The organism is Psychroflexus curvus, assembly GCF_020164585.1.
Lineage (GTDB): Bacteria > Bacteroidota > Bacteroidia > Flavobacteriales > Flavobacteriaceae > Psychroflexus > Psychroflexus curvus.
This window is the reverse complement of record NZ_JAIQZF010000006.1, coordinates 285,011-296,863: the sequence shown is the minus strand read 5'-3', so window position 1 is coordinate 296,863 and position 11,853 is coordinate 285,011. Positions and strand designations below refer to the sequence as shown.

Genomic DNA, 11,853 nt, shown 5'->3' with positions numbered 1-11,853 from the left:
GTCGTTAAGCTGGACGCTTTTTTTGTTTGAAGAATTTTATAAATATTTAAACTTGTTTCACAGTGGTCTATTTACTTTTGAAAAATGAAATTAACACTAAAATTAGCAGCTGTATATAATCTCCTTTGGGGAGCCTGGGTGGTTATTTTTCCAAATCATTTTTTTGAACTCGTTGGGATGGAACTTCCAACTCAGCCTATGATTTGGCAGGGAATGGGCATGGTGATAGGCGTATTTGGATTGGGTTACTGGTGGGCTTCATTTGATCCCTTAAGGCATTGGCCTATTGTAGCTGTAGGCTTCTTAGGAAAAATTTTCGGTCCTCTGGGTTTTGTGTTCAATTATTTAGAAGGTAAAGTCCCTTTTGAATTTTTTTATACGTTAATTACAAATGATTTCATATGGTGGATTCCTTTTTTCTTTATTCTTAAAAAAGTTCATCAAAGCTATAACTGGAAACTCACAGAAAAATGAATTTGATTTTAGAACATATATTCTCACTTAGACTGGTCATAGATTTTGGGCTAGTAGTGCTTATCTGGATGGTTCAACTTATTGTCTATCCTGGGTTTTCATTTTATCAGGAATCAGACCTTTTAAAATGGCATAAGTATTATACTCCTAGAATAACAGTCGTAGTGGCGCCCTTAATGTTTATTCAAATGGCAATCGCTGTTTATCTATCTCTTTTTGAGTTTTCAACCATTAACCTGATTTATCTACTTCTCGTACTTTCAACTTGGATAAGCACCTTTCTTTATTTTGTCCCACTTCATCAAAAAATCGAGGGTAATTTGGACCTTAAAATCTCCTCCAGAAAATTAGCCACTCTAAATTGGATTAGAACTTTTCAATGGACTTTCATCTTTGGTTACAGTTTATTTCTTTTGACTTCTTAATTATATAATAAAATACTGAATCTGACATACATATAAGTCTAATATACTTGACTTTCTAAGTTTTTAGTTGTATTATAGCAAGATTTCAGTTATTAACTATTATATAAAAATTATATATGAGACAGCTTAAAATTACCAAACAAGTCACTAATCGTGAATCTAAGTCTTTAGACAAATATCTTCAGGATATAAGTAAAGTAGATTTAATAACCGCTGAAGAAGAGGTGGAGTTAGCTCAGCGTATTAGAGAAGGCGATCAGATGGCTTTGGAAAAATTAACTAATGCTAATTTAAGGTTTGTCGTCTCTGTTGCAAAACAATATCAAAATCAAGGCTTAAAACTCCCAGATTTAATTAATGAAGGAAATGTAGGTCTAGTGAAAGCAGCTAAGCGATTCGATGAAACTCGTGGTTTCAAATTTATTTCTTATGCTGTCTGGTGGATTAGACAATCCATTTTACAGGCTCTCGCGGAACAATCACGTGTCGTAAGGCTTCCTCTTAATAAAATTGGAGTCATCAATAAAATAAATAAAACATTTTCTCATCTCGAGCAGGTTAATGAACGCCCACCTTCTGCAATAGAAATTGCCAAAGAATTAGATATGAGCGAATCTCAGGTGAAAGTTGCTCTCAAAAATTCTGGGCGTCATCTTTCTATGGATGCCCCTTTTAAAGAAGGAGAAAATGATTCTAATTTATACGATGTGTTAAGTTCCGGGGACTCACCTACTCCAGACGATCAATTGATGAGAGATTCTTTGAGTATCGAAATCAACAGAGCTCTTGAAACTTTATCTCAACGTGAAGCTGATGTCATTCGACTAAATTATGGCATTGGTAATCAGCCAGCAATGACGCTTCAGGAAATTGGCGATACTTTTGATTTAAGTAGAGAACGCGTAAGACAAATTAGAGAAAAAGGGATCAGACGTCTAAAGCATCAGTCCAAAAATAAAATGCTTAAAAAGTATTTAGGATAGGGTTTATCTTAAAATCAAAAAAAAACCATCCGCCTGAGGCGGATGGTTTTTTTTTGATCGGAATAACAAATTTTAATAATTTACATAATCGATAATTTCAAGACCATATCCTATCATTCCAACCCTTTTTTTATGTTGAGAGTTAGACATTAATTTTATTTTATGAACGCCTAAGTCATGTAGTATTTGAGCACCGATACCAAAGTCTTTTTCGTCCATCATTACTCTTGGAGCCTTAGCAATGTCACCGGTTTGATTTTGCTTTAGTTCTTTTAATCTTGAAATTAAATTTAATCCCTGTATATCCTGGTTTATAAAAACGATAACTCCCTTTCCTTCAACATTTAGCAGTTTAAACATATCGTCCAATTTCTGGTCTGCGTTGGATGTCAATGTTCCAAGGATATCGTTATTTACCAAGGTGGAATTCATTCTTACCAATACAGGCTCATCTGTTTTCCAGGTACCTTTTGTTAAAGCTAAATGCACCTGATCATTTGTCGTTTGGTGGTAAGCTCTTAGTCTAAATTGACCAAATCTGGTATTTAATTCAAAATCCTCGGATTTTTCAATTAAAGAATCGTGTTGCATTCTATAAGCTACAAGATCTTCAATAGAAACTAATTTAAGATCGTGTTTTTTAGCTACGTCCACAAGCTGAGGGAGCCTGGCCATAGTTCCATCTTCATTCATGATTTCACAAATAACTCCAGCAGGCTTTAATCCTGCTAATCTTGCAAAATCTATAGATGCTTCTGTGTGTCCGGTTCTTCTTAAAACGCCGCCTTCTTTTGCAATTAGCGGGAAAATATGACCTGGACGATTAAGATCATCAGATTTTGTACTTTCATCACAAAGTGCTTGAATAGTCTTAGCTCTATCGGAAGCTGAGATACCTGTAGTAACACCGTTACCTCTCAAATCTACAGAGACTGTAAACGCCGTTTCCATAGGATCGGTATTATTACCGACCATTGTAGTCAGATGTAAATTTTTACATCTTCCCTCGGTAAGAGGTGAACAAATAAGGCCCCTGCCATATTTAGCCATAAAATTGATGATTTCAGGAGTTACTTTTTCTGCAGCTGCCAAGAAATCACCCTCGTTCTCTCTATCTTCATCATCTACAACAATTATTACTTTACCAGCTCTTACGTCATCAATAGCTTCTTGTATGGAGTCAAGCTTAATTTTTCTTTCAGTCATTTTCTTTATTTCTGATATTAAAAATGTTCGTTTTAATCTTTTTTATCCCCTTTTCAATGGGGACAAATATAAAATCTAAATTCACAAATCCCTGATCTGTTGTAGCTCTATAAGTGAGATAAACACTAAAAGGAAAAAGAATTATAGTAGATAACCAGGATCCTAAAAATGCAGGGATACTACCTCCCTCCGCACTATTACCGGCAAATAAACCTATAAAGTGGTAAGTCAAAAACACTATAATGGCTACGACCATAGGGAGTCCTAAACCTCCTTTTCTTATAATAGCTCCCAAAGGCGCCCCTACAAAGAATAAGATAATACAGGCAAATGGCAAAGCATATTTATTATGCATTGACATTTCAATCTTGTTTAATAACATCTTCCTTTGTTTCATCTGATTTTTCTTAGAACTAATCTGTGGGATAATACTATTCACTGAATTAGTTGCCACATTGAAAAGCTGTGACCGCTGCCTATCGTTATACTCCCAAAACAGGCTGTCTACAGATAATGTTGAATAAAGGTCGTAACTTTCTACTTTAGCATTTAATGAATCTGAAGATACAGGTTCATTGCTTAAACGTTTGTCAATACTTTGATTAATTTTTCTTGAATCGTCTTCTTTAGTTTCAATTTTTTTTTCAGTATTTAAAACTCTATTTACTCCACTTCTTTGTTTTATGAATCTATCGTAGCTTTCTCTTCTTTGATTATAATCACTAGAAAATGAATCCAACTGGATTTTAAGTTCGCTTATATTCAGCATTTTATAAGGATGTCTGTAACTTTCATCTTTGAGGTCTACATCGTTAAAATCTGATAAATCAATATTTAAGACATATATTTCAAATGCAGATTTCACAAAAGGAGCCTTTAAGTTTTGCTGATAGGTTTTAGTTGGAATTTCATCGTAATAATTACCATCATACAAAACAAGAGACAGTACATTGGAATTTAATCCCGATTCCAAAACACCTCGATCTGCTTTAATCACCGTATAATTTCCTATTCTACTTTCAGACTTCTTGTGAATAATAACATCATTCAGATTTTTACCATTGGGACCACTTTTTTTACTCACTTTAATATTTATATCTCCCAAATCATTGAAAGCACCCTCAACAATAGCCATCGATGGTTTTACCTGGGCAATATTTTTACGCATATTCAGCACCTTACCTTCGGCATGAGGGATAACAGTATTCGAAAAATAAAAAGTAACAACAGCGAGTAGTAAAATAAAGACAATAAGGCTTCGCATTGCTCTCTGCAACGAAATACCAGCAGATTTCATAGCTGCAAATTCATACTGCTCTGCAAAGCTTCCAAAAGTCATGATCGAAGCCAGCAGGATTGTCAATGGCAAAACCATTGGAATTAGGTTAGGAAGGAGAAAAAACAAAAACTTTGAAATGATATCCAGATCGATGTCTTTTCCTGCGAATTCTTCAATAAATCTCCATACCGACTGAAGAATAAAAATAAACATCAAAATCGTAAAAACAGAAAAAAAGGTTTTCACAAATGAGGTTAAAATATATCGGTCTAGAATTTTCAATACCTGAAATTTAATCTAATTCGTTGATGTAATAATCTGCATATTTTGATCTATCAAATTGAAAATGCTTCTCGGATAAAGGTTCGTTTGTTTTAAATTTAGTAACTCTAAATTCAATCTTTGTATCGTCTGGTTGAATTTGAATTAGATTATAAATATGTTTGGTCTGCTTATCAATACCAAGTAGGATTTTTTTCATTTCATTATTGGAATCCATCGGAATCAACTCAACATATTGAATTTTTCGACCACCAACATCTTGTAGTAAATCCATTTTGAAACGGTATCCTTCTTCGTAGAAAGTCAACATTTTGGAAGGTGTGATTTGCTCACTATTTGATTCATCATACTTAGAAATAGTAACTTCATCATCTTCAGGAACAATAGTGTATATTTTTTCTCCGTCAAAAATCTGAGTGGTTCCCATGAGGTTCAACACATATTTTTTGTCATTAATACTAACATCACCACGAGTTTCTTGTTTTACGTTCTGTTCCGTATTTTCGAGAGAATAAGTAAAATCAATAACAAAGTTATCGTAAGACTCAACTTTATCCAGCACCTCTTTTACCAATGCTTTAGCTTCGTTATCATTTTGAGCAAAACCGATATTTGAAATAAATAGAATTAAAAAAATTAAGCTTAACGTCTTTACTGTTTTCATGATATGATAAATTATGAATTCTGTTCGTTTTTGAGTAACTCTTCAAGTGCTGTAAAATCTGGCACGAGAACTTGTCTTGCTTTACTTCCTTCAAAAGGGCCTACAATTCCTGCGGCTTCAAGTTGATCTATGATTCGACCGGCCCGGTTATAACCAAGTTTTAATTTTCGTTGTAAAAGGGAAGCGGAGCCTTGTTGAGCTGTGATTATAACTTCTGCAGCATCTTTAAAGAGTTTGTCTCTGTCCTCGATATCATTATCAACACCTATGCCAGATTCTTCCCCAGAATACTCTGGTAAAAGATGAGCATCTGAGTAAGCTTTTTGTGAACCTATAAAGTCGGTAATTCTTTCAACTTCCGGAGTATCAACAAAGGCACATTGCAGGCGAATTAAATCATTGCCCTGAGTAAACAACATATCTCCCCTACCAATAAGCTGATCTGCTCCACCAGCATCCAAAATAGTTCTGGAGTCAATTTTGGAAGTCACTCTAAAGGCCATTCTTGCAGGGAAGTTAGCTTTTATCATTCCTGTGATTACATTTACAGATGGTCGCTGCGTAGCAATGATCAAATGTATCCCAATAGCTCTCGCCAGTTGAGCAAGCCTGGCTATAGGCATCTCAACCTCCTTACCCGCAGTCATTATAAGATCTGCGAATTCATCTACAACCAAAACAATATAAGGTAAAAATTTATGACCGTTTTCTGGATTTAATTTTCGAGCTTTAAACTTGGTATTGTATTCCTTGATATTGCGAACCATGGCATCTTTCAATAAATCGTAACGATTGTCCATTTCGATGCAAAGTGAGTTCAGTGTATTTATGACTTTAGTATTATCAGTAATGATAGCTTCTTCCGTATCCGGTAGCTTTGCCAGATAATGTCTTTCGATTTTATTGAATAAAGTCAATTCTACTTTTTTGGGATCCACCAAAACAAACTTGACTTCGGCTGGATGTTTTTGATACAGAAGTGAAGTCAGTATGACATTAAGTCCTACAGATTTTCCCTGACCGGTAGCCCCTGCCATAAGCAAGTGTGGCATTTTGGCAAGATCTACTGTATACGTTTCGTTAGAAATGGTTTTTCCCATAGCAATAGGAAGTTCCATCTCTGCATTTTGGAATTTATTGGAAGCAACAACAGACCTCATCGGTACAACGGACGGATTTTGATTAGGTACTTCAATTCCAATTGTTCCTCTACCCGGAATTGGAGCAATGATTCTTATCCCTAAAGCAGAAAGTGATAGAGCAATGTCATCTTCCAGATTTTTTATTTTTGAGATTCTAATCCCTGCCTCAGGTACTATTTCATAAAGTGTAACGGTAGGCCCAACCGTAGCTTTAATTTGGGCAATCTCAATTTTATAGTTTTTAAGAGTGTCTACAATTTTATTTTTATTCTGCTCCAGTTCTTTTTGATCTATGGTAATCCCACGGCCAGAATTGTAATCCTTTAGTAATTCTATACTCGGGAACTGATAATTAGCCAGTTCCAAGGTAGGATCGAATTCACCAAAATCCTGCACAAGTTTTTTACTGAGTTGATCGGATTCTTCCTCATCTTGAGCAGTCTCCACCTCCATTTCAACATCATCCTCATCTTCAGACTTGATAACAATTTTTTCTTTCTCGGTTGGTTCTGTTGAAGATTTCTCGCTAAAGGAACTTTCTATTTCAACATCCTTATCCTGATTCTGGTTTTCAGCTGCTTTTGAATTTGAAGGAGTGACATGCTCAGACTCTGATTCTTCTGTATTTATATGACGTTCAAATTTAATTTCAGAAACTTCTTCTTTCACATTCTTTTTGTGATGAGTAAAAGATTTTAACAAGGCATCGGGAGTCAAATTTAACCTAGACACCAAATAGATAATCAACATAAATATTAAAACAAGAACAACGCCTAATTTACCTATATAGTCCTGAAGAAAATCATTCAATTCATACCCAACTACTCCCCCTAAAATGGGGTGAGAGCTAGCAAAAAAACCAAAACACAAAGAGAACCATAGTATGAGATATGTCCCCCAAAACCAAAGGGATCTAATTTTAAAAAGCTTTAAATTTAGAAATAAGTATATACCCGTGATAGATAGCATGGCTGGAAGGCTAATTACAGGAACGCCAAAACCTTTATAAACGAGTAAATGGCTAACATAAGCCCCAAATTTGCTAAGCCAGTTATTTGCGGTTTCATCTCTTTCCAAAACATTTCCAAGCATAGATTGATCTGCCTGCCAGTTGAAAAAATAGGAGATAAAAGAAACAAAAAGACCTACGGAAAACAATAATAGAAAACTTCCAAAAATAATTTTGGTTCGTTTAGATGCTTTAAAACTGAAGCTAGTCTTTGCTTGCTTTGGTTGAGTTGTTTTGCTCCGTCTTGTTTTAGCCATAGAGATAATAAAGTAGGAAACAAAAATACAAATATAAACCGCTTTAACTAATCAAATTAAAGCCAGGATATGAGGAATATAAATAATTAAACCGATGACGAAAGCAAAAATGCCAGAGACCAATACTGCCCCTGCCGAAATATCCTTAATCTTACCTATGGCTTTGTCATGTTTAGGTTGAATATAATCCGCCAATTGTTCAATAGCAGAATTTAGACTTTCTGCACTCAATACCAAAGCCATCATGCCAAGTTGAGCAAACCATTCTGAAGTAGAAATCTCAAAATAAAAGCCAGCAAAAATAAAAACAGCAGAAAACAAAAGCTGAAATTTAAAACTGTCTTCTTTAGAAACTAAATAGGACAGGCCTCTAAATGCATAAACAAAAGACTTGAGACGCTCTTTTATGGTTTTCAACTGAAACATTTCACTTATTATAAATCGAAATTTACGTTTTTTTTTTACACATAAAAAAAGGAAACTGCAAGAGCAGTTTCCTTTCATAATCTGTAAATTATATGTTCTATCTATCGATAGAACCTAATACACGCTGAGCAAATGTATTGGCGGCGTCTTTTTCAGACATACCTTCTTTTACCATTTTATCCATTTCAATAGCACCAGCTATATTAGTGATTATCTCTCCAACGATATCCATTTCATCTTCTTTAACAGACCTGTGTTCTGTAAAAGATTCTAAAACTTCAATGGTGTGTTCAAGTTTTTGAACATCATTGTTTTTCTGAAAATGCTTAATTACTGGTAACTTCATTGACTAATTCTTTTAGGGATTCAAATTTGTTGGTTTGAACCTGGTTCTTAAATTCTCCATTTACAAAAGTTGCAAAAGTTGGAAGATTATTTACGTTCGCTAACTTTCTAGATTCAGGAAATTTTTCTGCATCTACCATTATGAACGGAATATCTTCGTTCTCACCTGCTAACTTTTTAAATTTAGGCTTCATCAATCTACAGTTTCCACACCAGGTAGCTGAATACTGAACTACAACTATATCGTTGTCTTTAACCGACTCTGCTAAATTATCTTGATTTATTTCTTTAAACATAATTTCTTATTTTAATTGATTCAGTTGAAAAACTAAGAAAATTAGTTACTAGATAAGTAAGAAGCAACACCTTCTCTGTCTGCTTTCATGCTATCTTTTCCTTCTTCCCAGTTGGCTGGACAAACTTCACCATGTTTTTGCACATGAGTATAGGCATCTACCATTCTGATAAATTCATTTACATTTCTTCCTAATGGCATATGATTAATGCTTTCCTGGAATACTGTACCTTCTTCATCGATTAAATAAGTAGCCCTGTAAGATACATTATCTCCATCTACAGTAAGGTGTCCATCTTCATCATCATAACGCTCATTTGTAATGTCGAGGATACCAAGTCTACTGCTTAAATTTCTGTTAGAATCGGCAAGAATTGGATAAGTCACACCTTCTATACCACCGTGATCTTTAGAAGTGTTCAACCAGGCGAAGTGAACTTCTGCTGTGTCACAAGAAGCACCTATAACAATTGTGTTTCTTTTTTCAAATTCTGGTAAAGCCTCCTGAAAAGCATGTAATTCAGTTGGGCACACATAAGTAAAATCTTTTGGATACCAAAATAAAACAACTTTCTTGTTTTCCTTCTGAGCTTTTTCTAAAACATTGATTTCAAACGTGTCACCCATTTCGTCCATGGCGTTTACTTTTAAATCTGGGAATTTTTTTCCTACTATTGACATATAATATCTATTTAATTGATTAATAATTCAGTTACAAAAATACGATACAACAAGAGGGTTGAAATAAGATTTTTAACATCTCTTCTTATACTTTAATAAGTTCTGTTTATAGTATGAGCTGATACTTACAAACTTGATGAAAATGCCATCTGAAGATCTCTTTTAAGGTCTTGTGTATCTTCAATACCAACTGAAAATCTTACAAGATTTGATTTTATGCCCTGGGCTTTTCGCTCTTCCGGGCTTAGAAGTGAATGCGATGTTTTTTCTGGAGATAAAACAGTACTCTCTACGCCTCCCAGACTCAATACATTTTTTATGAGTTGCAATCCATTAAAAAACTTTGAAATATCACATTTATCATTCAAGTCGAAAGACAACATTCCTCCAAAACCTAGCATTTGTGATTTAGCCAGTTTATGCTGAGGGTGAGATTTCAAACCTGGATAATAGACACGATCTACATATTCAGAATTTTCCAGATATTCTGCCATATTCTGTGCATTTATAGATTGTTGAGTGACTCTTAAGTTTAATGTTTTCATGCTTCGTTCTAAAAGCCAAACCGTTTGGTCTGCTAAGCTGCCACCGAAATTTTTAGCTTTAGAAAACACGTTTTTCATAATTTCTTTGGAAGACGCTACAGCTCCGGCAGTAATATCGCTGTGCCCGCCAAGGTATTTTGTAGCGCTATGGATGACTATATCTATACCAAGATCAATTGGTCTTTGGTTGATTGGGCTAGCAAAGGTATTGTCTGCCATTGTCAAAACATTATTCTCTTTTGCAAACTGAGTAACAATAGCTATATCCGTGATCTCTAGCAAAGGATTGGAAGGAGTTTCAATATAAATCAGTTTGGTTTCTGGTCTCAAAGTAGATTTTAGGGCAGCCGGATTATTCACATCTACAAAATCGTAGTGAATCCCGTACTGTTGACATTCTTCAATGATGAAGTTTCTGGTGCCTCCATAAATTTGATTTTGAAGTATAACGTGATCCCCGGATTTCAATAGGCTTAACATGGCAGTAGTAATAGCAGCCATTCCACTTCCAAAAATCAAGGCGGATTCAGCATGTTCCAGTTCAGCAACTTTTTTTGCTAACATATGTTGATTAGGACTATTGAAATATCTGGGATAAATAGAAGTTTCTAGTCCGTCATAAGCATAGGCTGTAGATAAATACATTGGAGATACAGCTCCATTATACACTTTATCTTCTACTTCTCCACTGTGAACACATATTGTATTAAGTCCGTTTTGCATTTTCTTATTTTTTCTCAAATTTAATTCATTACAATTAACTACTAGATTTAGAGTATAAAATTTTTGAATAAACGAATTTTTGTATAATTTCAAAGGTTATAAACCTAATCTTATGACTTATTTCAAATTTAGTGACGCTAAAAGTCTCTCAAAACATATTCATCATGATTCAAGTGGACAGAAATTTGGAGAAAAAGTCATCACGGTTACGGGTCTTGATCAACTGGAAAGTAACGAAGCTGAGTACGTGTTGTTTGGAATACCCACACTTTTAAATTCATCCGAAGAGTTTGAACTTGGACACTTTGATATGTTTCAGACCGTCTTAAAAAGTTTATTGAATATTCAACATAATGAGTTTAATCGGGGAGAAAACCTGATTGTTTTAGGCGAACTTGATAGTGAAGTCATTTCTGAAGAACTAAATAAACTGGAATCAAACCCACCTGCGTTTCTTGGACGGGCAGGTTCAGAAAAAATAAACCTACTCCACAGCATACTTGAAAAAACTATTTATAAAATTGTTCAAGCCATTTGTGCTTCTGGTAAAATACCCATCGCCATTGGCGGGCAACACAGCAATACATTTGACCTCATAAAAGGTGTGAGTTTAATTAAAAAATCAACGGTTAGCCTCTTGGATATTTCAACACGAGTCAATGTAATGTTTGAAAATAACACAGACCATCTCAAACAAAACAAAGCTTATTTTGATACTGTGTACATAAATAAGCATCATACGTTTGGGATACATAAAAATTATGTCTCCCAGGAAAATCTTGATGTTATGAATTCCTCTAAAAATTTGGGTTTTTATTTATATGAGGATTGTTTGCACCTTACTACCTTGGATAAGTGTATACGTTTCAAAAATGCGGTTGATTTTTTAAATCGGGAACTGGGTTTTAAACTGGATTTAAAATCTATACAGGGCTTGTCTTCCTGTTGCGACTCTTCTTCAGGGTTTAGCGTGAGAGATATAAGAACATTTTTAAAAGTGATTAGAAAAGAACAAGCTCAATTCTTTCATATATGTGGTTTTGAAGCCAATCAAAAAGAAAGCATCGGTTATGTGTTGAGCTATTTTATTTCTGATTTTATCAGGAACGATGACTAA

13 protein-coding genes are annotated in these 11,853 nt (G+C 34.5%); 4 read left to right on the top strand and 9 right to left on the bottom strand.

Translation table 11 applies throughout. The features are described 5' to 3' along the window. Positions 1-84 precede the first annotated feature (84 nt). The 3 genes from LB450_RS11115 (at position 85) to LB450_RS11105 (ending at position 1,882) form a co-directional block, all read left to right on the top strand. Positions 85-474, top strand: a complete 390-nt coding sequence (locus LB450_RS11115) for an alkyl hydroperoxide reductase (protein WP_224488632.1) — start codon at positions 85-87, stop codon at positions 472-474. After that, entirely contained in the window at positions 471-899 is a 429-nt protein-coding gene (locus tag LB450_RS11110) for a hypothetical protein (RefSeq protein ID WP_224488630.1), read from the top strand. Before LB450_RS11115 ends, LB450_RS11110 begins: the two co-directional genes overlap by 4 nt. A gap of 116 nt (positions 900-1,015) precedes the next feature. Beyond that, positions 1,016-1,882, top strand: a complete 867-nt coding sequence (locus LB450_RS11105) for a sigma-70 family RNA polymerase sigma factor (protein ID WP_224488628.1) — start codon at positions 1,016-1,018, stop codon at positions 1,880-1,882. Positions 1,883-1,954: 72 nt separating this feature from the next. On the opposite strand, the gene ribB is transcribed toward LB450_RS11105, so the two are convergent. The 9 genes from ribB to LB450_RS11060 form a co-directional block, all read right to left on the bottom strand. Then, positions 1,955-3,088 (bottom strand): 3,4-dihydroxy-2-butanone-4-phosphate synthase, encoded by a 1,134-nt coding sequence (gene ribB / locus LB450_RS11100; RefSeq protein WP_224488626.1) that lies wholly within the window; start codon positions 3,086-3,088, stop codon positions 1,955-1,957. Next, the gene (locus tag LB450_RS11095; RefSeq protein ID WP_224488624.1) at positions 3,081-4,649 is read right to left on the bottom strand and encodes an LptF/LptG family permease; all 1,569 of its coding nucleotides are present in this window, start codon (positions 4,647-4,649) and stop codon (positions 3,081-3,083) included. The genes ribB and LB450_RS11095 overlap by 8 nt, the downstream gene beginning before the upstream one ends. 10 nt (positions 4,650-4,659) lie before the next feature. Continuing rightward, positions 4,660-5,313: a LolA family protein gene (locus LB450_RS11090; RefSeq protein WP_224488622.1), complete on the bottom strand. Its 654-nt coding sequence runs from the start codon at positions 5,311-5,313 to the stop codon at positions 4,660-4,662. Between the two features lie 11 nt (positions 5,314-5,324). Then, positions 5,325-7,721 (bottom strand): DNA translocase FtsK, encoded by a 2,397-nt coding sequence (locus tag LB450_RS11085; protein WP_224488620.1) that lies wholly within the window; start codon positions 7,719-7,721, stop codon positions 5,325-5,327. A 51-nt stretch (positions 7,722-7,772) separates the two neighbouring features. Further along, positions 7,773-8,147: a diacylglycerol kinase family protein gene (locus LB450_RS11080; protein ID WP_224488610.1), complete on the bottom strand. Its 375-nt coding sequence runs from the start codon at positions 8,145-8,147 to the stop codon at positions 7,773-7,775. Between the two features lie 97 nt (positions 8,148-8,244). Then, complete coding sequence (locus LB450_RS11075; RefSeq protein ID WP_224488609.1) at positions 8,245-8,493, bottom strand: DUF6952 family protein; 249 nt, start codon at positions 8,491-8,493, stop codon at positions 8,245-8,247. Continuing rightward, entirely contained in the window at positions 8,474-8,788 is a 315-nt protein-coding gene (locus LB450_RS11070; protein WP_224488607.1) for a thioredoxin family protein, read from the bottom strand. Before LB450_RS11070 ends, LB450_RS11075 begins: the two co-directional genes overlap by 20 nt. A gap of 41 nt (positions 8,789-8,829) precedes the next feature. Continuing rightward, positions 8,830-9,468 (bottom strand): peroxiredoxin, encoded by a 639-nt coding sequence (locus tag LB450_RS11065; RefSeq protein WP_224488604.1) that lies wholly within the window; start codon positions 9,466-9,468, stop codon positions 8,830-8,832. A gap of 125 nt (positions 9,469-9,593) precedes the next feature. Next, positions 9,594-10,736, bottom strand: a complete 1,143-nt coding sequence (locus LB450_RS11060) for a trans-sulfuration enzyme family protein (protein ID WP_224488595.1) — start codon at positions 10,734-10,736, stop codon at positions 9,594-9,596. Positions 10,737-10,848: 112 nt separating this feature from the next. Here LB450_RS11060 and LB450_RS11055 point away from each other — a divergent pair, with 112 nt between their 5' ends. Next, positions 10,849-11,853, top strand: a complete 1,005-nt coding sequence (locus LB450_RS11055) for an arginase family protein (RefSeq protein ID WP_224488593.1) — start codon at positions 10,849-10,851, stop codon at positions 11,851-11,853.

Bases quoted from the DNA above. Each gene is read 5' to 3' on its own strand.
- LB450_RS11090 (WP_224488622.1), bottom strand. From the start codon at position 5,313: ATGAAAACAGTAAAGACGTTAAGCTTAATTTTTTTAATTCTATTTATT.
- LB450_RS11055 (WP_224488593.1), top strand. From the start codon at position 10,849: ATGACTTATTTCAAATTTAGTGACGCTAAAAGTCTCTCAAAACATATT.
- LB450_RS11110 (WP_224488630.1), top strand. From the start codon at position 471: ATGAATTTGATTTTAGAACATATATTCTCACTTAGACTGGTCATAGAT.
- LB450_RS11075 (WP_224488609.1), bottom strand. From the start codon at position 8,493: ATGAAGTTACCAGTAATTAAGCATTTTCAGAAAAACAATGATGTTCAA.
- LB450_RS11115 (WP_224488632.1), top strand. From the start codon at position 85: ATGAAATTAACACTAAAATTAGCAGCTGTATATAATCTCCTTTGGGGA.
- LB450_RS11105 (WP_224488628.1), top strand. From the start codon at position 1,016: ATGAGACAGCTTAAAATTACCAAACAAGTCACTAATCGTGAATCTAAG.
- LB450_RS11060 (WP_224488595.1), bottom strand. From the start codon at position 10,736: ATGCAAAACGGACTTAATACAATATGTGTTCACAGTGGAGAAGTAGAA.
- ribB (WP_224488626.1), bottom strand. From the start codon at position 3,088: ATGACTGAAAGAAAAATTAAGCTTGACTCCATACAAGAAGCTATTGAT.
- LB450_RS11080 (WP_224488610.1), bottom strand. From the start codon at position 8,147: ATGTTTCAGTTGAAAACCATAAAAGAGCGTCTCAAGTCTTTTGTTTAT.
- LB450_RS11085 (WP_224488620.1), bottom strand. From the start codon at position 7,721: ATGGCTAAAACAAGACGGAGCAAAACAACTCAACCAAAGCAAGCAAAG.
- LB450_RS11070 (WP_224488607.1), bottom strand. From the start codon at position 8,788: ATGTTTAAAGAAATAAATCAAGATAATTTAGCAGAGTCGGTTAAAGAC.
- LB450_RS11065 (WP_224488604.1), bottom strand. From the start codon at position 9,468: ATGTCAATAGTAGGAAAAAAATTCCCAGATTTAAAAGTAAACGCCATG.